Origin of the sequence: Geodermatophilus arenarius (assembly GCF_042654585.1) — a bacterium.
Classification (GTDB): domain Bacteria; phylum Actinomycetota; class Actinomycetes; order Mycobacteriales; family Geodermatophilaceae; genus Geodermatophilus; species Geodermatophilus arenarius.
The window spans coordinates 69,835-95,681 of the sequence record NZ_JBHSGR010000016.1 but is presented as its reverse complement, the minus strand read 5'-3'; the positions used below and the strand labels follow the sequence as shown (position 1 = coordinate 95,681).

28 protein-coding genes, 2 tRNA genes and 1 pseudogene are annotated in these 25,847 nt (G+C 75.6%); 17 read left to right on the top strand and 14 right to left on the bottom strand.

The features are described from left to right. Positions 1-169 precede the first annotated feature (169 nt). From ACFO3M_RS15210 to ACFO3M_RS15200, 3 genes are all read left to right on the top strand, one after another. On the top strand, positions 170-475 hold the full coding sequence (locus ACFO3M_RS15210; RefSeq protein WP_387990341.1) for a hypothetical protein: 306 nt from the start codon (positions 170-172) through the stop codon (positions 473-475). Positions 476-725: 250 nt separating this feature from the next. Next, positions 726-968: a WhiB family transcriptional regulator gene (locus ACFO3M_RS15205; RefSeq protein WP_387990338.1), complete on the top strand. Its 243-nt coding sequence runs from the start codon at positions 726-728 to the stop codon at positions 966-968. 74 nt (positions 969-1,042) lie between these two features. After that, complete coding sequence (locus ACFO3M_RS15200) at positions 1,043-1,351, top strand: hypothetical protein (RefSeq protein WP_387990335.1); 309 nt, start codon at positions 1,043-1,045, stop codon at positions 1,349-1,351. Here the strand turns inward: ACFO3M_RS15200 and ACFO3M_RS15195 are convergent. The 3 genes from ACFO3M_RS15195 to ACFO3M_RS15185 form a co-directional block, all read right to left on the bottom strand. Then, positions 1,341-2,663 carry an ABC1 kinase family protein gene (locus ACFO3M_RS15195; protein ID WP_387990333.1) on the bottom strand — a complete coding sequence of 441 codons (1,323 nt, stop codon included), beginning with the start codon at positions 2,661-2,663 and terminating at the stop codon, positions 1,341-1,343. The two genes, ACFO3M_RS15200 and ACFO3M_RS15195, sit on opposite strands and share 11 nt — an antisense overlap. Before the next feature lie 54 nt (positions 2,664-2,717). Further along, the gene (locus ACFO3M_RS15190) at positions 2,718-3,764 is read right to left on the bottom strand and encodes a ThiF family adenylyltransferase (RefSeq protein ID WP_387990330.1); all 1,047 of its coding nucleotides are present in this window, start codon (positions 3,762-3,764) and stop codon (positions 2,718-2,720) included. A 109-nt stretch (positions 3,765-3,873) separates the two neighbouring features. Then, the gene (locus ACFO3M_RS15185) at positions 3,874-4,026 is read right to left on the bottom strand and encodes a DUF5679 domain-containing protein (protein WP_387990327.1); all 153 of its coding nucleotides are present in this window, start codon (positions 4,024-4,026) and stop codon (positions 3,874-3,876) included. A gap of 367 nt (positions 4,027-4,393) precedes the next feature. Here ACFO3M_RS15185 and ACFO3M_RS15180 point away from each other — a divergent pair, with 367 nt between their 5' ends. Next, positions 4,394-4,975: a M48 metallopeptidase family protein gene (locus ACFO3M_RS15180; protein ID WP_387990324.1), complete on the top strand. Its 582-nt coding sequence runs from the start codon at positions 4,394-4,396 to the stop codon at positions 4,973-4,975. Positions 4,976-5,076: 101 nt separating this feature from the next. On the opposite strand, the gene ACFO3M_RS15175 is transcribed toward ACFO3M_RS15180, so the two are convergent. Next, entirely contained in the window at positions 5,077-6,489 is a 1,413-nt protein-coding gene (locus ACFO3M_RS15175; RefSeq protein ID WP_387990321.1) for a zinc-dependent metalloprotease, read from the bottom strand. 103 nt (positions 6,490-6,592) lie between these two features. Between ACFO3M_RS15175 and ACFO3M_RS15170 the strand changes: the two genes are divergently transcribed. The 5 genes and pseudogenes from ACFO3M_RS15170 to ACFO3M_RS15150 all read left to right on the top strand — a co-directional run. Next, the gene (locus ACFO3M_RS15170) at positions 6,593-7,618 is read left to right on the top strand and encodes a YlbL family protein (protein ID WP_387990318.1); all 1,026 of its coding nucleotides are present in this window, start codon (positions 6,593-6,595) and stop codon (positions 7,616-7,618) included. A gap of 233 nt (positions 7,619-7,851) precedes the next feature. Next, complete coding sequence (locus ACFO3M_RS15165; RefSeq protein ID WP_387990408.1) at positions 7,852-10,821, top strand: UPF0182 family membrane protein; 2,970 nt, start codon at positions 7,852-7,854, stop codon at positions 10,819-10,821. 71 nt (positions 10,822-10,892) lie between these two features. Then, a tRNA-Met gene (locus tag ACFO3M_RS15160) sits at positions 10,893-10,969 on the top strand. A 139-nt stretch (positions 10,970-11,108) separates the two neighbouring features. Beyond that, a complete protein-coding gene (locus ACFO3M_RS15155) occupies positions 11,109-11,390 on the top strand; it encodes a response regulator transcription factor (protein WP_387990316.1) in 282 nt (93 codons plus the stop codon). Next, positions 11,333-11,677 (top strand): annotated as a pseudogene (locus tag ACFO3M_RS15150) (TIGR03086 family metal-binding protein); the annotation flags it as partial. The gene ACFO3M_RS15155 and the pseudogene ACFO3M_RS15150, both read left to right, overlap by 58 nt. Before the next feature lie 751 nt (positions 11,678-12,428). Here the strand turns inward: ACFO3M_RS15150 and ACFO3M_RS15145 are convergent. From ACFO3M_RS15145 to ACFO3M_RS15130, 4 genes are read right to left on the bottom strand one after another with little or no spacing between them, the layout of a single operon-like run. After that, positions 12,429-13,412, bottom strand: coding sequence for an alpha/beta fold hydrolase (locus tag ACFO3M_RS15145; RefSeq protein WP_387990314.1), 984 nt, complete (start codon positions 13,410-13,412; stop codon positions 12,429-12,431). Further along, positions 13,409-13,732 (bottom strand): antibiotic biosynthesis monooxygenase family protein, encoded by a 324-nt coding sequence (locus ACFO3M_RS15140; protein ID WP_387990312.1) that lies wholly within the window; start codon positions 13,730-13,732, stop codon positions 13,409-13,411. The genes ACFO3M_RS15145 and ACFO3M_RS15140 overlap by 4 nt, the downstream gene beginning before the upstream one ends. A 28-nt stretch (positions 13,733-13,760) precedes the next feature. Beyond that, entirely contained in the window at positions 13,761-14,438 is a 678-nt protein-coding gene (locus ACFO3M_RS15135) for a hypothetical protein (RefSeq protein WP_387990310.1), read from the bottom strand. A 26-nt stretch (positions 14,439-14,464) separates the two neighbouring features. Next, the gene (locus ACFO3M_RS15130; protein ID WP_387990307.1) at positions 14,465-14,800 is read right to left on the bottom strand and encodes a DUF2568 domain-containing protein; all 336 of its coding nucleotides are present in this window, start codon (positions 14,798-14,800) and stop codon (positions 14,465-14,467) included. 86 nt (positions 14,801-14,886) lie between these two features. On the opposite strand from ACFO3M_RS15130, the gene ACFO3M_RS15125 reads away from it, so the two are divergent. After that, positions 14,887-16,014, top strand: a complete 1,128-nt coding sequence (locus ACFO3M_RS15125) for a sensor histidine kinase (protein ID WP_387990304.1) — start codon at positions 14,887-14,889, stop codon at positions 16,012-16,014. Beyond that, positions 16,011-16,640 (top strand): response regulator transcription factor, encoded by a 630-nt coding sequence (locus tag ACFO3M_RS15120; RefSeq protein WP_387990301.1) that lies wholly within the window; start codon positions 16,011-16,013, stop codon positions 16,638-16,640. Before ACFO3M_RS15125 ends, ACFO3M_RS15120 begins: the two co-directional genes overlap by 4 nt. A gap of 323 nt (positions 16,641-16,963) precedes the next feature. Here ACFO3M_RS15120 and ACFO3M_RS15115 read toward each other — a convergent pair whose 3' ends face one another. Then, positions 16,964-17,590 (bottom strand): antibiotic biosynthesis monooxygenase, encoded by a 627-nt coding sequence (locus ACFO3M_RS15115; protein ID WP_387990298.1) that lies wholly within the window; start codon positions 17,588-17,590, stop codon positions 16,964-16,966. Positions 17,591-17,729: 139 nt separating this feature from the next. Next, positions 17,730-18,296 (bottom strand): hemerythrin domain-containing protein, encoded by a 567-nt coding sequence (locus ACFO3M_RS15110; RefSeq protein ID WP_387990295.1) that lies wholly within the window; start codon positions 18,294-18,296, stop codon positions 17,730-17,732. A 125-nt stretch (positions 18,297-18,421) separates the two neighbouring features. Between ACFO3M_RS15110 and ACFO3M_RS15105 the strand changes: the two genes are divergently transcribed. The 4 genes from ACFO3M_RS15105 (at position 18,422) to ACFO3M_RS15090 (ending at position 20,541) form a co-directional block, all read left to right on the top strand. Further along, positions 18,422-18,498, top strand: a tRNA-Met gene (locus ACFO3M_RS15105). Between the two features lie 97 nt (positions 18,499-18,595). Further along, positions 18,596-18,886 (top strand): GNAT family N-acetyltransferase, encoded by a 291-nt coding sequence (locus tag ACFO3M_RS15100; RefSeq protein WP_387990292.1) that lies wholly within the window; start codon positions 18,596-18,598, stop codon positions 18,884-18,886. A gap of 105 nt (positions 18,887-18,991) precedes the next feature. Continuing rightward, the gene (locus tag ACFO3M_RS15095) at positions 18,992-20,356 is read left to right on the top strand and encodes a cytochrome P450 (RefSeq protein WP_387990289.1); all 1,365 of its coding nucleotides are present in this window, start codon (positions 18,992-18,994) and stop codon (positions 20,354-20,356) included. After that, positions 20,356-20,541 carry a ferredoxin gene (locus tag ACFO3M_RS15090; RefSeq protein WP_387990286.1) on the top strand — a complete coding sequence of 62 codons (186 nt, stop codon included), beginning with the start codon at positions 20,356-20,358 and terminating at the stop codon, positions 20,539-20,541. The genes ACFO3M_RS15095 and ACFO3M_RS15090 overlap by 1 nt, the downstream gene beginning before the upstream one ends. A gap of 6 nt (positions 20,542-20,547) precedes the next feature. Here the strand turns inward: ACFO3M_RS15090 and ACFO3M_RS15085 are convergent, their stop codons facing one another. Further along, a complete protein-coding gene (locus tag ACFO3M_RS15085; protein ID WP_387990283.1) occupies positions 20,548-20,817 on the bottom strand; it encodes a helix-turn-helix domain-containing protein in 270 nt (89 codons plus the stop codon). Positions 20,818-20,883: 66 nt separating this feature from the next. Here ACFO3M_RS15085 and map point away from each other — a divergent pair, with 66 nt between their 5' ends. After that, complete coding sequence (gene map / locus ACFO3M_RS15080; RefSeq protein ID WP_387990280.1) at positions 20,884-21,654, top strand: type I methionyl aminopeptidase; 771 nt, start codon at positions 20,884-20,886, stop codon at positions 21,652-21,654. 99 nt (positions 21,655-21,753) lie between these two features. Here map and ACFO3M_RS15075 read toward each other — a convergent pair whose 3' ends face one another. Both ACFO3M_RS15075 and ACFO3M_RS15070 read right to left on the bottom strand, forming a co-directional pair. Further along, complete coding sequence (locus ACFO3M_RS15075; protein WP_387990277.1) at positions 21,754-22,902, bottom strand: cystathionine gamma-synthase; 1,149 nt, start codon at positions 22,900-22,902, stop codon at positions 21,754-21,756. Continuing rightward, a complete protein-coding gene (locus ACFO3M_RS15070; protein WP_387990274.1) occupies positions 22,899-24,281 on the bottom strand; it encodes a cystathionine beta-synthase in 1,383 nt (460 codons plus the stop codon). The genes ACFO3M_RS15075 and ACFO3M_RS15070 overlap by 4 nt, the downstream gene beginning before the upstream one ends. Positions 24,282-24,464: 183 nt before the next feature. On the opposite strand from ACFO3M_RS15070, the gene ACFO3M_RS15065 reads away from it, so the two are divergent. Next, the gene (locus ACFO3M_RS15065) at positions 24,465-25,244 is read left to right on the top strand and encodes an aldo/keto reductase (RefSeq protein ID WP_387990272.1); all 780 of its coding nucleotides are present in this window, start codon (positions 24,465-24,467) and stop codon (positions 25,242-25,244) included. Between the two features lie 3 nt (positions 25,245-25,247). Here the strand turns inward: ACFO3M_RS15065 and ACFO3M_RS15060 are convergent, their stop codons facing one another. Beyond that, a complete protein-coding gene (locus ACFO3M_RS15060) occupies positions 25,248-25,772 on the bottom strand; it encodes a hypothetical protein (RefSeq protein WP_387990270.1) in 525 nt (174 codons plus the stop codon). Positions 25,773-25,847 lie beyond the last annotated feature (75 nt).

Genomic DNA, 25,847 nt, shown 5'->3' with positions numbered 1-25,847 from the left:
ACGGCCGGACCGGCGCGTCCCACGCCATCGGAGGACGCGCCCGTTAATTGCGTTGCGCCGCTGCGGTGACCTTCCCTACTGTCCTGCCTGCGCCCGACGGACGACCGCGGGCGCGCCAGACCGAGCCCGGCCCGACCGCCGGACTCCGACCCCGGGAGGAGGGGGACCGATGACCGACATGCGCTGCGTCCTCGCCCCCGCCGGGGTCTCCGCCTGGGGCGCCCTCGACGTGCGTCCGGCCCTGACCGGCGCCGTCCCGTCCGCGCGGCCGCGCTACGCCGTGGTCCGGTCGATGACGCCGTTCGACCTGACCGGCACCGCCGTCGCTGCGCCCACCGCTCCGGTCCAGGGGACCGGTCTGCCCACCGGCGGCGAGTTCGGCCCCGGCGTCGGCGGCACCGATGCCCTCCGCACCCACATCAGCAAGCAGCGCCACACCCTCGGGATCCACTCCCCGGGGAGACCGCAGAGCTAGCCGCTCGACCGGTCCTCCTCGAGGCCGCGGAACCCGAACCCCGGGATCCGCGGCCTTCGTCTCTCCTCCGCGGCACCCGGCCCCGACCACCCGGTCGGCGGGCCCCCGCCGGCCGCGCAGACGACGAGTACGAGGAGGAGCGGCAGTGCAGCAGACGATCGACCGCCCGACGTCCCACCGCCGACCCGGGCTCCCCCGGACCGGCGGCACCACCCCGAGGACGCCGCACGTCCCCCTGGCCCCGGCTCCGGTGCGGCGCCCCCTGCCGTGCCGCGGGACCGACGACCCGGACCTGTGGTTCGCCGAGAGCCCCGCGCTGCTCGAGCAGGCCAAGGTCCTGTGCGGGGAGTGCCCGGTCCGCGACGCCTGCCTGGCCGGCGCCCTGGACCGCGGCGAGCCGTGGGGCGTCTGGGGCGGCGAGATCTTCGAGCGGGGTGTGGTCATCCCGCGCAAGCGCCCGCGGGGCCGTCCCCGCAAGGTCGTCGCGGCGTGAGCCGTGACGGCGACAGCCGACAGCGACAGCCATCCGATCGGGCACCGACGCCCGACGAGCACCGAGGACCCGAGATGACCACGTACGAGTACGACCTGGCCACCACGCGGCTGCGCGAGCTGCGCGCCGAGGCCGACGCCGCCGGCCGCGTGCGCCGGCTGCCGGCCGCCCGCTGGTGGGCCCGCCGCGCGGAGTACGCCAGCCGGCGTGCCGCGCGGGCCGGCGCCGCCGTCCGCGGCACGGCGGCGCCCCCTCAGGGGCCCGGCAGCACGCCGAGCCCTCCCGGTCGAGGCCGGGCCCCCGCCGCTCCCGGTGCGTCGGGGGCCCGGCCTCTCGTCGTCCCGGGCCCGGTCGGGGACCGTCGGGCCCCGGTCAGGCCTTGAAGCCGGGCAGCCACTCCTCGAGGACGCCGCGGTAGTCGGCGGCGGCGTCGAGCTGGCAGAGCACGCCGATCGAGCCGATCGTCACCCGGTGGATGAGCAGGTAGGCCGGCGGCAGGTTGAGCTGGCGGCCCAGCTTGTTCGCCTCGCTGCGGGGGTCGGCGAGGCGGGCGGCCTGCTCCTGCATCCAGGCCCGGGTGAAGCGGAAGCCCGGGCTCTCGACCGGCTCGAGCATCGGCCGCAGGTAGTCCAGCACGGCCTGGGCGTCGACCTCGATCCCCGGCCGCACGAACCCCTCGGCGCGCAGGTCGGTGAGCACCTCCTCGGCGCGGCCCTCCAGCGCCCAGCGCACCAGGCGGCCGATCGGCTCGGGCAGCCCGTCGGGGAGCCGGGCGGTGGCGCCGAAGTCGATGACCCCAAGGCGGCCGCCGTCGACGAGCCGGAAGTTGCCCGGGTGCGGGTCGGCGTGCAGCAGCCCGGCCCGCTGCGGGGCGGAGAAGTGCAGCACCGCCATGAGGTGGCCGGCGCGGTCGCGCTGCTCGCGGGTGCCCTCGGTGATGACCCGTGACAGCGGCAGCCCCTCCAGCCACTCCGACACGATCACCTTCGGCGCGCTGGCCACCACCCGCGGGACGACGATCTCCGGGTCGCCCGCGTAGGCGGCGGCGAACTGCCGCTGCGCGTCGGCCTCCAGCCCGTAGTCGAGCTCCTCGATCACCCGGGCGCGCAGCTCGGCGATCAGCGGCTTGACGTCCATGCCGGGGAACAGCGCGGCGAACAGCCGGGCGAAGCGGGACAGCTGGTTGAGGTCGGCCATCAGCGCGGTGGCCGCACCCGGGTACTGGATCTTCACGGCGACGTCGCGGCCGTCGCGCCAGGTGGCGCGGTGCACCTGGCCGATGCTGGCGGCCGCGGCCGGCTGGTCGTCGAACTCGCGGAAGCGGGTGCGCCACGTGCCGCCGAGCTGCTGGGCGAGCACCGCGTGCACGGTGCGCACCGGCATCGGCGGTGCCGCCTCCTGGAGCTTGACCAGCGCCTCGCGGTAGGGGGCGGCCACCTCCTCGGGGACGGCGGCCTCGAACACCGACAGCGTCTGGCCGAGCTTCATCGCCCCGCCCTTGAGCTGGCCCAGGACGGCGAACAGCTGCTCGGCGGTGCGCTGCTGCAGCTCCGCGGCGACCGCCTCGGACGACTGCCCCGACAGCCGCTTGCCGATCCCCAGCGTGGCGCGGCCGGCCGCACCCAGGGGGAGCGAGGCCAGCCGCGCGGTGCGCGAGATCGAGCCCCTGGGGATCCCCCGTGCGTCGTCGGTCACCGTGCCATTGTCCCCGACGCGGAGCCCGGGCCGCTGACGGAGCCGCGGTGGGCGTCACCCGGAGGGGCGGGCGCCGCCGCACCCGCAGGACGGGTGCGGCGACCAGCGGCGCAGCCGCGGCACGAGCCCCGGGGGCGCCAGCTCGACCGTGCCGGCCAGCGCCGCCGGGCTGCCGCTGCCCTCGAGGTAGGCCAGCGCCGTCTGCGCCGCGGCCAGCGCGGTCGCCCAGCAGGCGAGGGTGGACCCGCCGGGGACGTCGGCGGCGGTGAGCTGGGCGGCGAGCACCGGCCAGTGCGGATCGGCGTCGCGACGGCGCAGGTCGGCGCACCGCAGGCAGCCGGTGACGCCGGGGACCACCAGCGGCCCGACGACCCCGGTCTCGCCGCGGACGGCGGCGACCAGGTGCGCGACGCCGGCGTCCCGCAACCCGGCGACCAGCGGGTCTGAGGCCGCCCACGGCCGGGCGAGGACGACGAGGTCGGGGACGGCGCCCGGCGGCAGCGGGCGCAGGTCGGTGAGCGGGCTGGCGCGGCGGACGGCGTCCGCGGCGGCGAGCGAGCGGGCCCGCCCCTCGTCGGCCGCGGTCAGCCCGCCGGCGACCGCGTCGGCCGCGGTGGCGACGCCGTCGTCGCGGACGTCGACCCGGCCCACGCCGCTGGCCGCCAGCAGCGTCGCCAGGGGGACGCCGACCCGGGTCGCGCCCTCGACGACGACCGTCGCGGCGCGCCGGGCGTGCCAGCGCACCGCGCCGTCGGGGTCCCGCGCGGCGGGCAGCTCCGCGGCGGTGCGGGCCGCGGCGGCCGGGCCGGCATCGGAGGCCAGCAGGTCCGCGGCCTCGAGGTCGACCAGCGTGCCGGTGGCGCGCAGGTGGTCGAGCAGGGCGGCGACCGCGCGGGGGTCGAGACCGTCGCCGGCGGCGTCGGCCAGCACGGTCCGCTGGGGGCGCCGGCCGTCGAGGCCGCGCAGCAGGGCGGTCACCGCGGCCGGGGCGGAGCCGACCAGCACGCCGTCGCGCTCGACCCCACCGACCTGGACGGCGTCGGGGGAGCGGCGCAGCAGCGGCGTGCCCGGGGGCAGCAGGGGGTGGGCGGTGTCGGACACCCGCGCAGGGTGGCAGGACCGGCCCGGCTCCCGCTGCCGTCGTCCACAGGGTCCGGGGACGACGACGGCGGCGCCCGCGGTGCGGGACGCCGCCGTCAGGAGGCAGTGCCTAGGCCTTGCCGAGGATCCGGTTCATCTTGGTGCCGCAGACCGGACAGGTGCCCTGGGTCATCCGGCGGCCGGACTCGCTGACCTTGACCTCGCCGTCGAAGTCCCGCTTCTCCTTGCACTTCACGCAGTAGCCGTTGTAGCTCTCCGCCACGGTGCCTCCTCTTCCAGCTGCTCGGCACCCGTCCGGGCGCCGCCTCCGCGAACGCTACCCGGGCGGTCCCGTCCGACCCGTCCGGCCGGGGAGCCCGTCCCGCCGCGGTGCCCACAGCCTGTGGACAGCGCTGTGGAGACGGTGGGGACCCCGCGGCGTGTCGCTGTGTGCAGCCGGGGGAGGCGCCGGTGTCCACCCGCCCGTCGCCGACCCGTTCCACGCCCGTCACCTGCGCGGACACGCCTGGCGCCGCTGTGGACGGAGCGCGTCGCCGACGGGCTCCGGCTGTCCACCGTCCGTGCGACTCGTACCCGAGCGGGTGGCGCCCCTCCGCGCGTCGCCGGCGGCCGGTGGCTACCGTCCTCCCGTGCCCGGATCGACCCCCGCCCCCTCGCGCGGCCCCCTGTCCACGGACGGGCCGGTCGAGGTGCGCCGCAGCGCGCGCCGCCGTCGGACGGTGACCGCCTACCGCGAGTCGGGGCGGACGATCGTGCTCATCCCGGCGGCGTTCACGCCGGCCGAGGAGCGGCGCTGGGTGGCCCAGATGGTGGCCAAGCTGCAGACCCGGGAGGAGCGCCGCCGCCGCTCCCTGGGCGGCGACGACGAGCTCATGAGCCGCGCCCGCGCACTGTCGGCCGCGCACCTCGACGGCGTGCCGCAGCCGACCAGCGTGCGGTGGGTGGACAACCAGCAGCGCCGCTGGGGCTCGTGCACCCCCGCCGACGGCAGCATCCGGCTGTCGAGCCGGCTGCGGTCGATGCCGGAGTACGTCGTCGACTACGTGCTGGTGCACGAGCTGGCGCACCTGCTCGAGGCCGGCCACGACGCGCGCTTCTGGGCGCTGGTGGCCCGCTACCCGCAGGCCGAGCGGGCCCGCGGCTTCCTCGAGGGCGTCGAGTCGGCCCGGGCCGACGGCGCCCGCGCGGACGACGGCGACCTGGTCGACTGACGCAGGGCCCCCCGCCACACGCAGGCTCGCGGGGCCCTGCGAGGGGGCCGACCGCCACGCGATCGCGGGAGCCTCCGGCCCCCACTCCTCGCGGAGTGTCCTCAGCGGCTGGCGGAGTCCCCGTCCGGACCCTCGCCGCTGTCGCCGCTGCCACCGTCGCCGCTGCTGCTGCTGCCGCCGTCGTCGGTGTCCTCGGCCGGGTCGGTCAGCGCGCGCAGCTCGTCATCGAGGCCCTGGCGGGCGACGAAGTCCAGCGGCTCGTCGAGGTCGTCGGAGGTGGGCAGCAGGTCCGGGTGCGACCAGAGCCGGTCGCGGGCCCCGGTGCCGTGCTGCTGCGCCATGGCGCCCCAGACGGTGGCGGCGTCGCGCAGCCGGCGCGGCCGCAGCTGCAGCCCGACCAGCGTGGCGAAGGTCTGCTCGGCCGGGCCGCCCGAGGCGCGGCGGCGGCGCATCGTCTCGGCCAGCGCCCCGTGCCCGGGCAGCCGCTCGCCGGCCGCGGCCGCGACGACGGCGTCGACCCAGCCCTCGACCAGTGCCAGCAGCGTCTCCAGCCGGCGCAGCGCCATCTGCTGCTCCGGCGTCTCCTCCGGCTCGAGCAGCCCGCTGCCCAGCAGCTCCTGCAGCGCCTCGGGGTTGGACGGGTCGAAGCCGCCGCCCATCGAGCCCATCGCGTCGTTGAGCCCGCGCTCGATGGCCTCGCGGTCGATGGTGATGCCGCGGGCGTAGGCGTGGACGGCGTCGTGCAACTGCTGGCGCAGCCACGGCACGTGGGCGAACAGCCGCAGCGACGCGGCCTCGCGCAGCGCGAGGAACAGGCGGACCTCGTCGGCCGGGCGGTCCAGGCCCTCGGCGAACGCCGCGACGTTCTGCGGGACGAGCACCGCCGAGCCGGCCGGGGCCAGCGGCAGGCCGACCTCGGTGCCGGTGAGCACCTCGCCGGCGAGCCGGCCGAGGGCCTGCCCGACCTGGGCGCCGAACATCAGGCCGCCCATCCGCCCCATGATCCCGGCGAGCGGGCCGGCCACGGCCATGGCCTCCTGCGGCAGCGCGGAGGTCATGGCGGCCACGACCTTCTCGGCCAGGGGGTCGATGAGTGCGCCCCAGGCCGGCAGCGTCTGCTCGACCCACTCCACCCGGGACCACGCCAGCGCCCGGTCGGCGCCCGAGGGCAGGTCGGTGACCTGGTCCAGCCACAGGTCGGCCAGGCGCACCGCCTCGGTGACGGCGGCCCGCTCGGCCTCCGACGTCGGCTGGGTGCCGGTGGCCAGGGAGCTGATCGCGCCCTGCCGGGCGAGGTCCCAGTTGACCGGCCCGCCCGACCAGTTCATGAGCTTCTGCAGCTCGGCGAACAGCGGCATCTTGCCCAGGAGCTCCTCCGGGGTGCCGCCCCCGGCACCGCCCGGTCCGCCGAACCCGAACAGGGCGCCGAAGCCGAACGGGTCGCCGGCACCGGGCTGGTCCCGGCGCTCGGGGTCGCGGTCGGGGAGCCCGAATCCGAACGGCACGTCACTCATGCCCCCACGGTAGACGCGTGATCACACCACCGGAGCCCGAGCGCGGGCTCCGGCGTCCGCTCTCGGCGGACGCTGCCAGCCCGAGGTTCTACGCTGGCCGGTCGTGACCCGTCGGATCGCCGTCCTCGCCGTCGGTGTGGTGCTGCTGCTGGTCGCCGGCGTCCTCGGCGCGGCCCTGCCGGTGCCCTACGTCGCCCAGGTGCCCGGGCCGACCTTCAACACCCTCGGCGACATCGACGGCGACCCGGTCATCTCCGTCCGCGGCCGCGACCGCAACGACGTCACCGGCAACCTCAACCTCACCACCGTCGGCGTCGGCCGGGCGGGCCTGAGTCTGGTCGAGGCTGTCCGCGGCTGGTTCGACGACGAGATCAGCGTCGTGCCCGAGGAGTCGGTGTACCCGCCGGACCAGACCGAGGACGAGATCGAGCAGGCCAACCGGCAGGCCTTCCTCACCTCCGAGGAGTCCGCCGAGGCCGCGGCGCTCGGCCACCTCGGGTACCCGGTGAAGGTCGTCGTCCGGGGACTCTCCGGCGACGACTCCCCGTCGGACGGGCTGCTCGAGGAGGGCGACGCGATCGAGGCCGTCGACGGGCGGCCGACGCCGGACTCCGACGCGCTGGCCGCCGTCCTCGCCGCCATCCCGGCCGGCACGACCGTGGAGGTCGCCTACACCCGGCTCGGCCGGCCGGGCACGGCCACGGTCATCACGGGCGGGTCCTCCGACCGCGAGGGTTCGGTGCTCGGCGTGGTGGTGGGCGAGCAGCCCTCGGCGCCGTTCGACGTCGACATCGACGTCGCCGACGTCGGCGGCCCGTCGGCGGGCCTGATGCTCACCCTCGGCATCCTCGACCTGGTCGGCGACACCGACCTCACCGAGGGCGCGGTGGTGGCCGGCAGCGGCACGATCGACGCCCAGGGGACCGTCGGCCCGATCGGCGGCATCCAGCTGAAGATGGTCGCCGCCCAGGAGATCGGCGCCGAGCTGTTCCTCGTCCCGGCCGACAACTGCCCGGACGCGCTCGGGTCCCCGGCCACCGGCCTCACCCTGGCCCGGGTGGCCACCCTCGACGACGCCCTGACCGCCCTCGAGGACGTGCGGGAGGGGCGCACTCCCGCCGGCTGCTGACCGCCACCCGTCCCGGGACGGCCCGCGTGGGGGATGCTGTCGGCCAGCACGGGCTCCCCGGGGAACCCGGTGCCGCGCCGAGCGTTGGTCAGGGGCGACACCGGCCGCTCGTGCGCCAGCCCGGCGCCCGTGCCGACCGGCGCCCCACACGTCCGACCGCACGCGGTCGCCACACCGCGACGGCGCCCCCCGGGGCCCGCCGCACCTGCAACTGAAGGAGACCGCTCGTGGCCATGCGGCCCCCCGTGTCCGTGCCGACGCTGTCGCGGCGCGCGAAGGTGGTCATCGGGTCCATCGCCGTGCTGCTGGTGCTGTTCACGGCCATCGGGACGTTGACCAACGTCTACGTCGACTACCTCTGGTTCGACGAGACCGGGTACACCGAGGTCTTCTGGACCGAGCTCCAGACCCGGGCCCTGCTGTTCGCCGTGGCCGGCGTGGCCACCGGCGGGCTCACCGCGCTGGCGGTCTACCTGGCCTACCGGTTCCGCCCGGCGTTCCGGCCGATGTCGCTGGAGCAGCAGAACCTGGAGCGCTACCGGCAGTCGCTCGAGCCCCGCCGCACCCTGGTGCTGTCGGCGGTCGCGGTCGTCGTCGGCCTGTTCGCCGGGTTCACCGCGCAGGGCAGCTGGGAGACCTGGCTCACCTTCCGCAACTCGACGCCGTTCGGCGACGTCGACCCGCAGTTCGGCCTCGACCTGTCGTTCTTCGTCTTCGAGTACCCCTTCTACCGGCTGCTGCTGAGCTTCGGCTTCGCCATCGTGCTGCTGGCGCTGATCGGTTCGCTGCTCACCCACTACGTGTTCGGTGGCCTGCGGCTGCAGACGCCGGGGCAGAAGCTCACCGGCGCGGCGATGGTGCAGCTGTCGGTGCTGCTCGGCCTGTTCGTGGCGCTCAAGGCGGTCGCCTACTGGTTCGACCGCTACGGGCTGGTCTACTCCGACCGCGGCGAGCTGTTCAGCGGCGCGAGCTACACCGACGTCAACGCGCTGCTGCCGGCCAAGACGATCCTGGTGTTCGCGGCGGCGTTCTGCGCCGTCGCGTTCTTCGCCAACGTGGTCGTCCGCAACTTCCGGCTGCCGGCCGCCGCGCTGGTCCTGCTGCTGCTGTCCAGCCTGGTGATCGGCGTGGCCTACCCGGCGATCGTGCAGCAGTTCGTCGTCCGCCCGAGCGCCAACGAGCGCGAGGCCGACTACATCGAGCGGGCGATCGCCTCCACCCGCGAGGCCTACGACCTCACCGAGGTCGAGTACACGGACTTCGCCCAGGAGAACACCGGGGAGGACGTCGACACCGACGCCGCGCTGGCCGAGCTGCGCGACGACGACGCGACGATCCCGAACGCCCGCCTGCTCGACCCGAACGTGCTGGCCGGGACGTTCACCGCGCGCCAGCAGATCCGCAACGTGTACGGCTTCCCCGAGAAGCTCGACATCGACCGGTACACGATCGACGGCGAGACCCGCGACTACGTCGTCGCCGTCCGCGAGCTCGACAGCGGCAGCCTGTCGGAGAACCAGGACACCTGGATCAACCGGCACACCGTCTACACGCACGGCAACGGGTTCGTCGCCGCGCCGGCCAACCAGGTGGTCACCGGGCAGGAGGGCGGCGAGCCGAACTTCACCAGCCGCGACCTGCCCACCACCGGTGACATCGAGGTCGAGCAGGGCCGGATCTACTACGGCGAGCTGATCGACGACTACTCCGTCGTCGGGGCGCCCGAGGGAGCCGACGCCCGCGAGTTCGACCGGCCCGAGGACGGCTCCGAGGGCGAGGTCAACAACACCTACGACGGCGAGGGCGGCGTCGCGATCGGCAGCTTCTTCCGGCAGCTGACGTTCGCCATCTACTACCGCGAGCGCAACTTCCTGCTCTCCGGTGCGGTCAACGACGCCTCGAAGGTGCTCTACGTCCGCGATCCGCGCGAGCGGGTGGAGAAGGCCGCGCCGTTCCTCACCGTCGACGGCGACCCCTACCCGGCGGTGATCGACGGCCGCGTGCAGTGGATCCTCGACGGCTACACGACGTCGGACGCCTACCCGTACTCCGAGCGGATGGAGCTCGGCGAGGCGGCGCAGGACGCGCTCACCGGCCAGGGGACCGCGGCGCTGCCGAATGAGCAGTTCAACTACATCCGCAACTCGGTCAAGGCCACCGTGGACGCCTACGACGGCACCGTCCGGCTCTACGAGTGGGACGAGGACGACCCGGTGCTGAAGGCCTACATGGCCGCGTTCCCGGGCGTGATCGAGGAGCGGTCGGAGATGAGCGACGAGCTCATCAGCCACGTCCGCTACCCGGAGGACCTGTTCAAGCTGCAGCGGGACGTCCTCACCCGCTACCACGTGAGCGACCCGGGCGACTTCTACAGCCAGAACGACCGCTGGGCGGTGCCGGCCGACCCGACGCAGGACACGCAGACCGAGGAGGCGCAGCCGCCGTACTACATCCTCGCCGCGCGACCGGGCGAGCCGGACGCGACGTTCCAGCTGACCAGCGCGCTGAACGCCTTCCGCAGGCAGAACCTCTCGGCGTTCATCTCCGCCTCCAGCGACCCGGACACCTACGGCTCGATCCAGGTGCTCCGGCTGCCCGGCAACACGCCCTTCCGCGGGCCCCAGCAGGTGCAGCAGTCGTTCAACACCAACGACGAGGTCGCCCGGGACCTGACGCTGTTCAACAGCGAGGACTCGCAAGCGGTGTTCGGGAACCTGCTGACGCTGCCCATCGGGGAGAACGGCCTGCTCTACGTGCAGCCGCTGTACGTGGAGGGGACCGGGCAGAACTCGTTCCCGCTGCTGCGCAAGGTGCTGGTCAACTACGGCGGACGGGTCGGCTACGCCGACACCCTCTCCGACGCGCTGGACCAGGTCTTCGGGGCCGGGGCGGGGGACACCGCGACCGACTCCGACGACGCCGGGACCACCCCGGACACCGAGGAGCCGACGCCGGCCGAGCCGACCACGCCCGCGGAGCCGACCACGCCGGCCGAGCCGACGACGCCGCCGGCCGACGGGTCGGACACGGCGCTGGACCAGGCGGTCGCCGACCTCGACGCGGCGCTGCAGCGGCTGGCCGAGGCCCAGCGCAGCGGCGACTTCGCCGCGCAGGGCCAGGCGCTGGCCGACCTGCAGCGGGCGGTCGAGGCCTACGAGGCGGCCCAGGGCGCGGCCGCGGCGCCGGCCACGCCGACCGGCTGAGCCGCGCGGGCGGGGGTGTGCCGACCCGGTGCACCCCCGCCCCGCGACCGGGTGTAGGGTGGTCTCACCGACGCGGGGTGGAGCAGCTCGGTAGCTCGCTGGGCTCATAACCCAGAGGTCGCAGGTTCGAATCCTGCCCCCGCTACCAGACGACAGGGGCCCTCACAGTGACTGTGAGGGCCCCTGTCGCATGTGCATGCACCTCACCGCGGGCGCACCGGGGATGCTCGCCACACGGGGGCGGGGTCCCGCCCCCGTCCGCCGGAGGTCGGGCAGCATGCGTGGCCGTGGCAGCACAGCCTGACGACGCAGGGCCGGCGCGGGTCTTCCTGGTCGACGACCACAAGGTGGTCCGCACCGGGCTGGCGGCCTACCTGGCGACCGAGCCGGGGATGACGGTGGTCGGCGAGGCCGACGACGGCAGGCGGGCGCTCGATGCACTGGCCGTCCTGGAGGGCGCCGGGGAGCGGACGACTGGCTCCACGGGCACCCGTCCGCCGCCTACCGCGACGCCGCCGACGCCGTCCTGGCCGCCTGGCGGGCCCCGGGCGCCGTGGCGCGAACGCTGACGATCTCCCTCGGCCCGGTGCCGGCGCCGCTGGGCGCGGTCATCGAGCTGACCGAGGTCGTCGTCCACGGACTCGACCTCGCCGTCGCCACCGACCGTCTCGAACAGATCGACCAGGCGCGGGCCGAGTGGCTGCTCGCGTTGATGGAGGGCATGGGGTTCGATGCGTTCCGGTTGCCCGGGGTGTTCGGACCTGCGGTGCCCGTACCCGCTGCTGCCCCGGTGCACCTGCGGCTGCTGGGCTTCCTCGGCCGTGGCCTCCCGGCCGCAGAGCCGCTGCCGGCCTGAGCGATCCGTGGCCGTCGGCCCCGACCACCGGAGGGAAGCGGAGGCGAGCCACGTGGCCGGGTCCACCACCGGGAGCCGTCGTCGCCGGCTGCAGACCCGGACGGGGCCGGTGAGCTGCGTCGACAGCGGCTCCGGCGCGCCCGCCGTCGTGTTCATCGGCGGGGCCGGCGGTCCGGCGATCACCTGGGGACCGGTCCGCGCGCGGGTGGCCGCGTCCACCCGCGCGCTCGCCCTCGCCTCCCGCACGTCGACGGCGCTGGCCACCGCCTCCGTCGGGGCGTTCCCCAACTGCTGGCCCGGCTGCCCTCCGTGCCGCTGGGAGCGGTCGACCGACTGCCTCAGCCGTACCGCGCCCAGGCCCGTCGGCTCGGTGCGCGCCACGGCAGCCTCCACACGGCAGCGGCCGAGTTCGCCGGCATGGAGGCCGCCCGACTCGAGGACCTGGCGCAGGGCTCGCAACGGGCACTCGCGGCGCTCCCGGGCCACGGCCGGCTCCTCCTGGCCGACACCGGGCGCGACGCCCACGCCGACGCGCCCGACACGGTCGCCGGCGCCGTGCTGGACGTCGTCGCCGAGGTCAGAGGCCGATCCGGCGGCCCGGTCCCAGCGCGAGCAGTTCACGATCCGCCAACGCGTCTCCGCCGAACGAGCGGCACCGCCCCGGCCCAGCACCGCCTGCCCGAGCGGTCGTCGCTCATGTTGCTGGAGCCGGGTCAGCACGCCCGGAACCGCGTAGCCGCAGCCGAGGCGGTCACTGCGGTGGGGGACCAGCGTTCGGTCGGAGCGACGTGGGCCGGAGGAGGGAGGTCACTGCCTCGGCGACGGCGTCGGGATGGGCCATGTGGATGTTGTGCCGGCGGTCGTCGAAGACGCGGTGGATGCTGCACGTGGATCGGGTGGCCAGTTCGCGGTGCATCGCCACCCACTCCTCGCCCCACGCGCGGCTGGTCAGCACCACGAGCGGCAGGTCGCCGAACTGGGGCCGTCCCACACCGGCGGTGCGCCGCCGCGCCTCGCGGGCGCAGGACAGGACTGAGCGCAGTTCCGCTCCGGCCGCACCCCGGAGGCCGAAGCTGCGGGCGACCGAGGCGACCCACTCGCGGCGCTGGCCGGCGCTGAGCCGGGCCTCGAACGTGCGTTGCTCCGGGTAGAGGGGCAACGCCCGCAGGCGCAGGAGTGCCCGCACCACGCCGAACGGCGCGAGGCCCCGCAGCAGGTGGGCGAGCACGCCGGAGACGGCGAAGCCGACCTGCACCGCGCGGTCGTCCGCGATCTGCTCCGGGGTGGCGTCGACCTGCACGAGGCCGGCCAGCCGGTCGGGGTGCTGCTGCGCGTGCAGGCGTGCGATCAGGCCCCCGAGGGAGTGCCCGACCAGCACGTAGGGGCCCTCGGGCAGGCAGGCGTCGAGCACGGCCTGCAGCTCGTCGAGGTAGCCCTGCACGGTCGGAGCCGGGCCAGGTCGGCCGCGGCCCAGGCCGGCCCGGTCGTAGGTGATCACGCGGGTGTGGTTCGCCAGCAGGTCGGCGGCCGGTGTCCACGATGCCTGGCAGTCACCGGCCCCGGTGACGATGACCGCGGCCGCCGAGGCCGGCGTGGGACGGGTACCGCGGACGGTGACCGCCACCATGTGACTGCCGACGTCGACGCAGCGGTGAACTGTCTTGGGGAGGGTGCCCCGATCGGCGGGCGCGGCCGGCCCCACCGCTCCCTGCAGCGTGGCCGACGCGGTCCTCACCGGTCCTGCTCCGGACCTGCGGTGCTGCGGGCGATCTCCACCGTGTGGAAGCCGGGAGTGGGGGAGAGGTCGGCCATCCGGGCGGCGAGCGCGGCGAACTCGGGGCCGGCGACGGCGGACCGCCAGGTCTCGACCGAGGCGAGCTCGGCCACGTGGACGTGGCGGGAGCGGGCCTGCGGTCCGAGCGCCTCGTGCAGGCGGGTGGTGCGGTAGCCGCCCCTGCTGCGGAGCAGGTCGTCGGCCTGCCGCCACGGCTGCAGGAAGCGCTCGTCTCGCTCGGGGGTGACCTCGAAGCAGTTGATCAGGGTCCCGGGGCTCATGGGGTCCTCCTCGTGTGCCGCGGTCAGGTCAGGCGCCGGGGGCCGGTTGGGGCCGGGTCTGCGAGCGGGCGGAGCGGGCGACGAGGTAGCCGACCGCGGCCGCCCAGGCGAGCAGGAGCAGCAGGGAGATCTCGAGCACCGGCACCAGGGCGTCGACGCCGACCAGCGCCGCGCTGCCCACCAGCAGCAGCAGAACCAGGACGGCCGCGGTGACCTGCAGCCAGCGGGCCGCGGCGCCGGCTCGAGCGGCGGCGGTGGTCGCGACCGCGGCGAAGGCGGCGAGCAGGGCGATCTTGAGCACGTCGACGAAGTCGATGGCGAGCAGCAGCGTGCGGCTGGTCGTGGCGGCGTGCTCGCCGACGACCGCGGTGACGGCGAGGGCGAACTGCAGGAGGGACAGCGCTGCGGCGGTGATGCCGATGCCGACCACGGCCCGGCGCAGCCCGCCGCGGACGCCGGTGACCCGGGCGAGCCCGATCGTGAGTCCGGCGAGGGCGAGGCCGGCGGTGCCGTGCACGAGCAGCGCGGACGACACGACGGCCGGTCCGGAATCGGCGTAGAAGCCGGCGATCTCCGCAGGTGGCGCGTCGCGCTCCGGCGCGGCCGGCGCCAGCAGCAGACCGGCGATCCAGGACAGCACGTAGGCGGCAGCGGCGACCGCGGGGGCGTTGGGCGAGCGCACGGCGACGGGGACGGTGGTGGACACGGCGGATCTCCTCCGGGACGGGATGGTCACTGGTTCCAGACGGCGAGCAGCGCGGCGTTGCCGACGGCGAGCGCGGCCACCGCAGCGGTGGCGGGCAGGCGGGCGCCGAGCCGCCGCAGGGCGGTGAGGCCGAGGGCGAGGGCGCCCAGCTGGGCGGCCACCCGTACCGGCTGCGCCACGGACCCGCCGTGCACGAGCAGCACCCAGCCGACCGCCACGGCACCGGGGACCAGCACGACGGCGGCCAGCCGGGCGGCGGGCGACCGGGCGCCTCGCCAGGCGGCGACGGCGACGACGGCCAGCAGTCCCAGCTCCAGTCCGAAGCGGACGGCGAGGTTGAGGTCCTGCGCTGCGGTGAGCATGCGGAAACGGTGCCGCCGCCGGGCCGTCGGATCGTCGGCGCGCGGGTTGGTCTCCGGCGTCCACCCGTGGGTGGAGACTGTCGCCCGTGCACGGGCAGCGGCGGTGGGTCCTCCCGGTGGGGCTCGCCGTCGTCGCGCTGGTGGTGGTCGCCAACGCCGGCAGCAGCGTCGGGCTCGGGACCTCCGGCGACGCGCTGGTCGTCACGTTGTCGGTGGCGGTCTACGCCGCGGCGGCCCTGGTCTTCCTGCTCTGGTTCGACGCGCCGGTCCGGACCACCGTGGTGCTGCTGCTGGTGATGGCCGTGGCCTCGGCCGCCGCCCGGCACGGCGACCCGACCGGCACCGGCGGCATCGGGCTCTACCTGGGCGTGGCCTACGCGCCGCTGCGGCTGCCGCGCCGAACGGCCGCGACGGTCGCCGCGGTCAGCGTGGTCCTCTTCGACGTCGTGCTGGCGCTGGAGGCGCCGAACGCCGGGGTCTTCATCACCGTGGTGACCGGCGGTGCGGCGCTGTTCTTCCTGTTCGGCCTGCTGCTGCGCAGCGAGCAGGAGCAGCGCGCGCGGGCCGATCAGCTGGTCGTGCAGCTCGAGCGCAGCCGGGAGGCGGAGAAGGCCTCCGCAGCGCTGGCCGAGCGCACCCGCATCTCGCGGGAGATGCACGACGTCCTCGCGCACACGCTGTCCGCGCTGGTCCTGCAGCTGGAGGCCCTCGCCGTCCGGGCCGAGCGCGCGGCCGACCCGCTGGCCGGCGGCCTGGCCCGCGCGCACCAGCTGGCGCGCGGCGGGCTGGTCGAGGCCCGGCGGGCGGTGTCCACGCTGCGAGGGGGCGTCGTGCCCGGACCCGACGCGCTGGCGGAGCTGCTCGCGCAGCACCAGGCGGCCACCGGGACGCCGTGCGCGCTCGACGTCCGCGGCGAACCGGTGCCGCTGGCTCCCGAGGCGTCCCTCGCCGTCTACCGCACCGTGCAGGAGGCGCTGACCAACGCCCGCAAGCACGCGGCCGGCGCGCCGGTGCGCGTCCGGCTGGACTGGCGGCCCGACGGCGTGGTGGTCGAGGTCCACGACGGCGGCGGCCGCGAGCGGGCCGCGCTGCACGGGACCGGCGGCGGGCACGGCCTGTCCGGCCTGGCCGAGCGGGCGGCCCTGCTCGGCGGGCGGCTGCACGCCGGGCCGGTCGACGGCGGGTTCCACGTCCACCTCGAGGTCCCGGCGTGATCCGCGTCCTGGTCGTCGACGACCAGCGCCTGGTGCGCGAGGGGCTGACGGCGCTGCTCGAGCTGGTCGAGGACCTCGAGCTCGTCGGCGTCGCCGAGCACGGCGCGCAGGCGCTCGACCAGGTCGCCGAACAGCAGCCCGACGTCGTCCTGATGGACCTGCGGATGCCGGTGATGGACGGGGTCGAGGCCACCCGCCGGATCCGCCGGGACCACCCCGACGTCGAGGTCGTGGTGCTCACCACGCACGCCGACGACGACTCCGTTCTCGCCGCCCTCCGCGCCGGCGCCCGCGGCTACCTGACGAAGGACGCCGGGATGGCCGAGATCGCCCGCGCCGTCGCCGCTGCCGATGCCGGGCAGGCGCTGCTGGACCCGCAGGTGCAGGCCCGGTTGCTGCAGGGCCTCGCCGGCGAGCGCCGTCCCGGCGGCCCGCTCACCGACCGGGAGACCGAGGTGCTGGCGCTCATCGCCGGCGGGCTCTCCAACACGGAGATCGCAGCGCGGCTGGTGGTCTCCGAGGCGACGGTCAAGACGCACATCAACCGGGTCTTCGCCAAGACCGGTGCGCGCGACCGCGCCCAGGCAGTCCGATGGGCCTACCGGCACGGAGTCGCCCAGCCGTAGCCGGGGGCCGCAGCCGCACCGCCACACGGCGCGACGGGGCGGCGAGGCAGGCGGACGTGCCGCCGCACCGGCGAGATCGCACTGTCCGCCAGCGGTGTCGTGGTCACCGCCGCGTCCCGGCGTTCCAGGACGGCGGGTCGGGAGCCGGACCACGCCGGGGGTGTGCAGCTGCGTGGGCAGGTGCTGGTGACCTGCGGGAACGGCCGAGGCGCTACAGCGAGAGCGGTGGTCCGGCCGGTCCCCCCGCTACTCCGAACGGCACCGGCCCCCACCGCCCAGCGGTGGGGGCCGGTGCCGTTCCGTCCCCCCCGGGGTGCCCGGGGTCAGACGGTCTCGGGTACCCGGAGATGGGCGAGGACGAGGTCCATCTCGGCGACGTCGAGGATGTCGATGCCCATGGTGTCGACGGCCCGTTCCCGGAGCATGCGCGCCTGGTCCCGCGTCCCCTCGAGGTGCGCGCGGTCCTCGAAGACGACCGTGCCGACGGCGCGGGCGCTGTCCCGGTCGACGAGCAGGCTCATGCTGCAGAAGCCGGGCAGCTCCTGGAGGCGCGGCATCAGGGTGGAGCGGTACATCTCGAGGATCTGGTCGACCCGGGCCGGGTCGCCGCGGCTCCAGGTGAGCCGCGCGCAGGCGCCGTCCGCGGCGGTGTGCTCCCGGTGCAGGACGGCGATCTCCCACTCCTGCACCTCGGGGTCCTCACCCGTCCCGAAGCGCTCCACCAGGTGCTCGCGCAGCGGGTGCACGCGCTGGGCGCTGGCCCGCATCGCCTCCCGGTCCTCCCACGCCGACGTCGCGATGCACCGGCCGGACTCCCGGTCGCACATCATCGACAGGCCGACGCAGCCGTCCATGTCCTGCAGGGCCGGCCACACCTCGTCGCGCACGTACGCGATCGCGTCGTCGAGCGAACCGGGGTTGGCGCGGATGGTGGTGGATCGGGCGTACATGCCGCCCCCCTCTCGGACCGGCGGCGGTGCCCCTGCGGCATCGCCGCGCGGTCGAGCGTCCTCCCGCGCCCGGCGCCGGACAAGGTCCCCGGCGCCGCGCGGGACCCGGTCCTCCGGCGGAGGACCGGGTCCCGGTGCCTCAGGTGTTGTCCGACCGGCCGGTCAGCGCGTCGCGGAGCCGGTCCACCATCCCGACGCCCGGTCCCACGGTCTTGTGGAACAGCGCGCTGTGCGGCGACGACGGGTGCGGCCGGGTGGGCGCGGCCTTCTTCGCCGCCTCCACCTTCCGGCCGATCTCCACGAGCTGGTCCGGGCTCAACCGGGCGCGCAGCTGGGGGAACTGTTCGGTCTCCTCGTCGGTGACGTGGTGGCGCAGCACCTGCTCGAGGCGGCCGAGGGTCTCGAGGAACCGGGGGTCGGCGGAGTCGACGTCCTCGAGCTCCTTCATCACCTCCACCAGCTGCTGGTGCTCCTGGATGTCGTCCTGCACCGCCGCCTCGCCGTCGGGCAGGTGCTCGCGCATGGCCGGGTAGACGAACATCTCCTCGGCGACCGAGTGCCGCATCAGCTCGGCGATCACGGTGTCGGCCATGTCCCGCCGCTCGGCGGGATCGGCGGCCGGGATGCGGCCGACGAGGTCGAGGACCTCGTGGTGGTCGGTGGTCAGGATCTCGACGACGTCCTGGTTGCTCGTACTCGCGGTCATCGGGCTGCCTCCGGGCCGGAACGGTGCCGGGCGGCTGCTCACCCGGCACCGCGGTCCTACCCGGGTGGCGCTGCCCACACCCCCCGCACCGGGCCCGGGGAGGCGTGTACAGTGGGTCCTACCGACGCGGGGTGGAGCAGCTCGGTAGCTCGCTGGGCTCATAACCCAGAGGTCACAGGTTCGAATCCTGTCCCCGCTACCACGGCACGAGGGCCCCGGAGCAGACGCTCCGGGGCCCTCGTCGCATCCCGGGGTGGTCGACGGGAACAGGGCGGGCGCCGGCCCGGTTGCGGAACGGCATGGAGCCGACCGTGCAGGACGCCCCCGAGTCCGAGCGTTACGAGATCCGCGACGGCGACCGCCTCCTGGGGCTGGCCGCGTACTCCCGGCGGGGTGCGCGGGTGGTCTTCACCCACACCGAGATCGACCCCGACGCCGAGGGGTCCGGGCTGGGCGGCAGGCTCGTCCGGGCGGCCCTGGACGACGTCCGGTCGCGCGGGGAGACGGTGGTGCCGCGCTGCTCGTTCGTCCGCGGCTGGATCGAGCGCCACCCCGAGTACGGCGACCTGGTCGACCGCGGCGACGCCTGACCCGCGGGCGGCCGGGCGCGGGCCCGTACGCGGGTGTGTTGCCCGTCACACGGCGTCCTCTCTAGGTTGACGGTCACTGCTGACCGCTCGACGAGGAGGTCGCCCGTGAGCGTCGAGGCCCCGATCCCGCAGACAGAGTCCGGTGCGGAGGTCGCCGACCCCACCGACGTCGACCCCACCGACGTCGACCCCACCGACGTCGACCCCACCGACGTCGACCTCGGCGACGTCGACCTGTCCGACCGGGACTGGTGGACCCGCCCGCCGGCCGAGCGGCACGCGGCCCTGGACCGGCTCCGCCGGGAGCGGCCCTTCGCGTTCTTCGCCGAGCCCGACCTGCCCGGCATCCCGGCCGGCCCGGGTTACCACGCCGTCACCCGCTACGCCGACCTCGAGGCGATCAGCTCCCAGCCGGCGGTGTTCTGCTCGGGGCAGGGCGCGGTGTCGATGCAGGACGTCCCGGCCGAGCTGCACGAGTTCTACGGCTCGCTGATCAGCATGGACGACCCGCGGCACGCCAAGATCCGCCGGATCGTCTCGAAGACGTTCACGCCGCGGATGCTCGAGCGGACCCTGGACTCGGTGCGCGCCGTCGTCGACGACGTCCTGGCGCGGGCCCGGGTGACGGCTGCGGCCCACGACGGCGTCATCGACGTCGTCGCCGACATCGCCGCTCCGATCCCGCTGCGGGTCATCTGCGACATGATGGGCGTCCCCGAGGCCGACCGGGCGGCCGTGCTGGCCAACTCGAACGTCATCCTCTCCGGCGGCGACCCCGAGCTCATCGAGAACGACGACCCGCTGACCGCCTTCCTCACCGCCGGTGCGGAGATGGCCGCGCTGATGGAGCGGCTGGCCGCCGAGCGCGTCGCCGAGCCCCGGGACGACCTCACCACCGCGCTGGTCACCACCGAGGTGGACGGCGAGAGGCTGTCCCACCAGGAGATCGCCTCGTTCTTCATCCTGCTGCTGGTGGCCGGCAACGAGACCACCCGCAACGCCATCTCCCAGGGCCTGCTGGCGCTGTCGGAGTGGCCGGAGGAGCGGGCGCGGTGGGCCGCCGACCCGTCACTGGACCGCACCGCCGTCGAGGAGGTCGTGCGCTGGGTCAGCCCGGTCACCTGGATGCGCCGCACCGCCACCCGGGACGGCGAGATCGGCGGCCACCGGTTCACCGCCGGGGAGAAGTTCCTGCTGTTCTACGCGGCGGCCAACCGCGACCCCGAGGTCTTCGCCGACCCGCAGCGCTTCGACGTCGGCCGCGACCCCAACCCGCACGTCGGGTTCGGCTCGAAGGGCCCGCACTTCTGCCTCGGCGCGCACCTGGCCCGCCGCGAGCTGCAGGTGACCTTCCGGGCGCTGTTCGACCACCTGCCCGACCTCGAGGTCACCGGCCCGCCCGACCGGCTGGCGTCCTCGTTTGTCAACGGCCTCAAGCGGCTGCCGGCCCGCCTCGGCGGGACCCGCTGATGCGGGTCACCGCCGACCGCGAGCTGTGCGTGGGCTCGGGGCAGTGCGAGCTGCTCGCCCCGGACGTCTTCGAGGTCGACGACGACGGCGCGGTGCGGGTGCTGCAGGAGACGCCGGACGACGGGGACGCCGCGCGGGACGCCGTGCAGCAGTGCCCGACCGGGGCGCTGTCGATCGCCGGCTGAACGCCCTCAGGCGGAGAGCGCGGTCCCGGCGCCCGGCGCGGTGAGGTCCGCGGCCAGCCGGTCGAGCGGGACGTCGAGCGTCCGGGCCAGGGCGGCGACGGTGAAGAACGCCGGGGTGGGCACCCGCCCGGACTCGATCTTCCGCAGCGCCTCGAGGCTCACCCCGGAGGCGGCGGAGACCTCGGCGGGGGAGCGGTCGCCCCGCGCGGCCCGCAGCAATGCGCCCAGCCGGCGGCCGCGCTCGCGCTCCTCGGGGCTCAGCGGCGGTCGCACCATGGCGTGATAGTAATACCGGGATATGAATCCCGGTGCTGCCGGGACACCGATCCCGGGAGGACCCAGATGATCGAGCTGCGCACGCCGGGCGAGCTGGAGGCCATGCGGGCCGCCGGGGCGGTCGTCGCCGACGTGCTCGCCGCCGTCCGCGCCGCGGCCGCCCCCGGTGTCCGGCTGACCCAGCTGGACGGGGTGGCCCGCGACGTCCTGGCCGACGCCGGCGCCGGCTCGCCGTTCCTCGGCTACGCCCCGCACGCGACCACCCCGCCGTTCCCGGGCGTGGTCTGCCTGTCGGTCAACGACGTCGCCCTGCACGGCATCCCGACCACCCGGGAGCTCGAGGACGGCGACCTGCTGAGCGTGGACGCCGGCGCCACCCTGGACGGCTGGGTCGGCGACTCGGCGATCACCTTCCCCGTCGGCACCGCGCGGCCCGAGGACCTCGCGCTCGTGGCGACCGCCGAGCGGGCGCTGGCGGCGGGGATCGCGGCGGCGGTGGTCGGCAACCGGGTGGGCGACGTCTCGGCGGCGATCGGGGCGGTCGGGCGGGCGGGTGGCTGCGGCATCAACACCGACCAGGGCGGGCACGGCGTCGGCCGCACCATGCACGAGGCGCCGCACGTGCCCAACGAGGGCCGCGCCGGCCGCGGCGTGCCGCTGCGCGCCGGGCTGGTGATCGCGATCGAGCCGTGGTTCCTCGCCGGCGGCAGCGACGGCTACCGGGTGGACGCCGACGGCTGGACGCTGCGCAGCGCCGACGGGAGCCGGGCCGCGCACGTCGAGCACACGGTCGCGGTCACCGAGGACGGCCCGAGGATCCTGACCCTTCCGCGTTGACCGGCCCTGTCCAGAGGCTCGCCCCGAGCGTGCGAGGGGTGAGGAGGACAGGGTCCTTTCGCTGACCCTTCCGCGCTGACCCGCCCCGCGCTGAGGCCGTCAGGCCAGCGCCTGCTCCAGGTCGGCGAGCAGGTCGTCGACGTCCTCGATGCCCACCGACAGGCGCACCAGGTCGCCCGGCACCTCCAGCGGCGAGCCGGCGGCGCTGGCGTGCGTCATCCGGTGCGGGTGCTCGATCAGCGACTCCACCCCGCCCAGCGACTCGGCCAGCGTGAACAGCCGCGCCCGCTCGCAGACCCGCAGCGCCGCCTCCTCGCCGCCGGCCACCCGGAACGACAGCATCCCGCCGGAGCCGGACATCTGCTTGACCGCGATGTCGTGGCCGGGGTGGTCGGGCAGGCCGGGGTAGAGCACGCGGGACACCGCCGGGTGCCCGGTGAGGTACTCGGCGATCCGGGCGGCGTTGGCCTGGTGCCGCTCCATCCGCACGCCGAGGGTCTTGATCCCGCGCAGCACCAGCCAGTCCGACAGCGGGCCGGACACCGCGCCCATGGCGTTCTGGTGGTAGGCCAGCTGCTCGGCGAGGTCGGCGTCGCGGACGACGAGCGCGCCGCCGACGACGTCGGAGTGCCCGCCGAGGTACTTCGTCGTCGAGTGCACGACGACGTCGGCGCCCAGGGTGAGCGGCCGCTGCAGGTAGGGGCTGGCGAAGGTGTTGTCGACGACGAGCAGCGCGCCGGCCTCGTGCGCCACCTCGGCGGTGAGCGCGATGTCGGCGACGTTGAGCAGCGGGTTGGTCGGCGTCTCGCACCAGATCACGCGGGTGGCGCCGGGCCGGATCGCGGCGCGTAGGGCGTCGGGGTCGTTGAGGTCGACGGGGGTGTGCTCGACGCCCCAGCGCGAGACGACCCTCGAGATCAGCCGGAACGTGCCGCCGTAGGCGTCGCCGCCGAGGACGACGTGGCTGCCGGGCTCGCACACGGTGCGCAGCAGGGTGTCCTCGGCGGCCAGGCCGGAGGCGAACGCCAGGCCGGCGGTGCCCTCCTCGAGGGAGGCCAGCAGCTGCTGCAGGGCGTCGCGCGTGGGGTTGGCGCTGCGGGCGTACTCGTAGCCGTTGCGCAGCCCGCCCACGCCGTCCTGCTTGAAGGTGGTGGCCAGGTGCAGCGGGACGACGACGGCGCCGGTGGCGGGGTCGGGGTCCTGCCCGGCGTGGATCGCGCGGGTGTCGAAGCCGGAGAACCCGGTCACCGGGTCACCCCCGCCAGGTGGCCGAGCACGTCCTGCCGGGTGACCACACCCGCGGGCTTGCCGTCGACGTGCACCACCAGCGCGTCGGCCTCGCCGAACTCCGCCACCGCGGCGCTGACCGGCTCGCCGGAGCCGATGATCGGCAGCGGCGCGGACATGTGCCTCTCCACCCGGTCCGCCAGCGAGGCGCGGCCGGCGAACAGGGCGTCGAGCAGCACCTTCTCGTCCACCGAGCCGACGACCTCGCCGGCGGTCACCGGCGGCTCGGCCCGCACGACCGGCATCTGGCTGACGCCGTACTCGCGCAGGATGTCGATGGCGTCGCGCACCGTCTCGTTCGGGTGGGTGTGCACCAGCACCGGCGTCGCGCCGTCCTTGGCGGCGAGCAGCTCGCCCACCGTCTCGCCGGTGGCGACGTCGAGGAAGCCGTAGTCGGCCATCCACCGGTCGTTGAAGATCTTGTTGAGGTAGCCGCGGCCGCCGTCGGGGAGCAGCACCACCACGACGTCGTCGGGCCCCAGCTCCTCCGCGGCGCGCAGCGCGCCGGCGACGGCCATCCCGCAGGAGCCACCGACCAGCAGCCCCTCCTCGCGGGCCAGCCGGCGGGTCATGCGGAAGGAGTCGGCGTCGGAGACCGGGACGATCCGGTCCGCGACCGAGCGGTCGTAGGCCTCGGGCCAGAAGTCCTCGCCGACGCCCTCGACCAGGTAGGGCCGTCCGGTGCCGCCGGAGTACACCGACCCCTCGGGGTCGACGCCGACCACGCGGACGCGGCCGTCGCTGACCTCCTTGAGGTAGCGACCGATGCCGCTGATCGTGCCGCCGGTGCCGACCCCGGTGACGAAGCAGGTCACCTTCCCCTCGGTCTGCTCCCAGATCTCCGGGCCGGTGGTCTCGTAGTGCGAGCGCGGGTTGGCCGGGTTGGCGTACTGGTCGGGCTTCCAGCCGCCGGGGGTCTCGCGGGCCAGCCGGTCGGAGACGGAGTAGTACGACCGCGGGTCCGACGGGTCGACGGCGGTGGGGCAGACGACGACCTCGGCGCCGTAGGCCCGCAGCACGTTGATCTTGTCCTGGCTGACCTTGTCCGGGCACACGAAGACGCACTCGTAGCCGCGCTGCTGGGCGACCAGCGCCAGCCCGATGCCGGTGTTGCCGCTGGTCGGCTCGACGATCGTCCCCCCGGGCCTCAGCTCCCCGCTGGCCTCGGCGGCGTCGACCATCCGCACGGCGATCCGGTCCTTCACCGACCCGCCGGGGTTGAGGTACTCGACCTTGGCCAGCACCAGCGGCGCGTCCGGGCCGAGGTCGGCGGTGACCCTCGACAGCCGGACCAGCGGGGTGCCGCCGATCAGGTCGACCACGGACTCGGCGTACTGCACGCGGACCTCCTCGTCGACGCTCCGGGTGGGCGCCGTGTGTCCCATCCCACCACCCCGACGGCTTCCCGGCTGCGCCGCCGTCCCCTCCGCGCCCCGGGCCGGCGGCCGTCGTCGGCGGGTTCCCGCCCGCGTCCGTCCGCCGAGGCGCGTGTCGCCGCCGGCCGGCCCGGGCAGGGCTGCGGCATGACCGCGCCCCTCCCGTCCGCGCCGCTGACCGGCGGCGGCAGCATGCCGCTGCTCGGCTTCGGCACCTGGCAGATGACCGGCAGCACCTGCTACGACGCCGTCCGCACCGCCCTGGACGCCGGCTACCGGCACCTGGACACCGCGACGATGTACCGCAACGAGGCCGAGGTCGGCCGGGCGCTGCGCGACTCCGGCGTCGACCGGGACGAGGTCTTCGTGACCACCAAGCTGCCGCCGCGCGAGGCGGGCCGGGCCGACCGCACGCTGTCGGCGTCGCTGGACGCCCTCGGCCTCGACGCGGTCGACCTGTGGCTGGTGCACTGGCCGCCCGGCGGCTCCGACGAGGGCCTGTGGGAGCGGTTCGTCGCCGCCCGCGAGGACGGGCGGGCCCGGGCGGTCGGGGTCAGCAACTACTCGCTGGACGCGGTGGACCGGCTCGCCCGGGCGACCGGCGTGGCACCGCAGGTGAACCAGGTCAGCTGGGCACCGGCGCTGTACGACCCGGCGGTGGAGGACGGGCACCGGGAGCGCGGCGTCGTCCTCGAGGGGTACAGCCCGTTCAAGAACACCGACCTCGGCGACCCGGTGCTGCGGGAGGTCGCCGACGCGCACGGCGTCACCCCGGCGCAGGTCGTGCTGCGCTGGCACGTCGAGCACGGGGTGGTGGTGATCCCGAAGTCGGCCACCCCGGAGCGGATCCGGGCCAACCTGGAGATCGGCGGTTTCGCGCTGTCGGCCGAGGAGGTCGCCCGCGTCGACGGCCTGGCGCGCGGCTGAGAGCTACCCGGCGTCCACGGCTCCGGCGTCCACGGCTCCGGCGTCCGGGGCCGTGGCGACCGGGCGCCGGGGCTCGCCGGCCAGTGCCGGCCGGACGTCGATCAGCGGGGCCACCAGCCCCGTCGTCGGCCGGGTCACCGGGGTCAGGGTGGGGGCCGACGTCCGCCGCCGGGAGCGCAGGGCGGTGAGCAGGTCCAGCGCCGCCAGCACCGAGGCGCCGACGAGCACGTTGCGCAGCCGGCGCTCCCGCTCGCCGCGCCGGTTCTGCAGGGCGACGCCCATGACGGCCAGGTCGACGGCGTCGCCGGCGACGCGGGTCCACGCCCAGCCGGGTCGGCCGGCGAGCAGGCCGGCGGCGTGCGCGAGCTCCCGGGCGCCGACGGCGGTGACCACCGGCAGCGCCACGGGGGAGTCGTCGACGCCGGCGAAGCGGGCGACGGCCGTGGGCGAGGCCAGCATCGAGGTGCCGAGACCGAGGCTGGCCAGGCCGAGCAGCCGGGCCGTGCGGCGGGCGGGGCGCGCGCTCATGGGGTCCTCCCGGGGTCGGTCGCCCGGGCGGCTACCCGGGCGCCCGGCGCGGAAACGGCCGGTGGCGGGGCCGCT

Excerpts from the sequence above, each read along its gene's own strand:
- ACFO3M_RS15210 (WP_387990341.1), top strand. The coding sequence starts at position 170 with ATGACCGACATGCGCTGCGTCCTCGCCCCCGCCGGGGTCTCCGCCTGG.
- ACFO3M_RS15200 (WP_387990335.1), top strand. The coding sequence starts at position 1,043 with ATGACCACGTACGAGTACGACCTGGCCACCACGCGGCTGCGCGAGCTG.
- ACFO3M_RS15175 (WP_387990321.1), bottom strand. The coding sequence starts at position 6,489 with ATGAGTGACGTGCCGTTCGGATTCGGGCTCCCCGACCGCGACCCCGAG.
- ACFO3M_RS15165 (WP_387990408.1), top strand. The coding sequence starts at position 7,852 with ATGCGGCCCCCCGTGTCCGTGCCGACGCTGTCGCGGCGCGCGAAGGTG.
- ACFO3M_RS15140 (WP_387990312.1), bottom strand. The coding sequence starts at position 13,732 with ATGAGCCCCGGGACCCTGATCAACTGCTTCGAGGTCACCCCCGAGCGA.
- ACFO3M_RS15130 (WP_387990307.1), bottom strand. The coding sequence starts at position 14,800 with ATGCTCACCGCAGCGCAGGACCTCAACCTCGCCGTCCGCTTCGGACTG.
- ACFO3M_RS15115 (WP_387990298.1), bottom strand. The coding sequence starts at position 17,590 with ATGTACGCCCGATCCACCACCATCCGCGCCAACCCCGGTTCGCTCGAC.
- ACFO3M_RS15110 (WP_387990295.1), bottom strand. The coding sequence starts at position 18,296 with ATGACCGCGAGTACGAGCAACCAGGACGTCGTCGAGATCCTGACCACC.
- ACFO3M_RS15100 (WP_387990292.1), top strand. The coding sequence starts at position 18,596 with ATGGAGCCGACCGTGCAGGACGCCCCCGAGTCCGAGCGTTACGAGATC.
- ACFO3M_RS15090 (WP_387990286.1), top strand. The coding sequence starts at position 20,356 with ATGCGGGTCACCGCCGACCGCGAGCTGTGCGTGGGCTCGGGGCAGTGC.
- ACFO3M_RS15085 (WP_387990283.1), bottom strand. The coding sequence starts at position 20,817 with ATGGTGCGACCGCCGCTGAGCCCCGAGGAGCGCGAGCGCGGCCGCCGG.
- map (WP_387990280.1), top strand. The coding sequence starts at position 20,884 with ATGATCGAGCTGCGCACGCCGGGCGAGCTGGAGGCCATGCGGGCCGCC.
- ACFO3M_RS15065 (WP_387990272.1), top strand. The coding sequence starts at position 24,465 with ATGACCGCGCCCCTCCCGTCCGCGCCGCTGACCGGCGGCGGCAGCATG.
- ACFO3M_RS15060 (WP_387990270.1), bottom strand. The coding sequence starts at position 25,772 with ATGAGCGCGCGCCCCGCCCGCCGCACGGCCCGGCTGCTCGGCCTGGCC.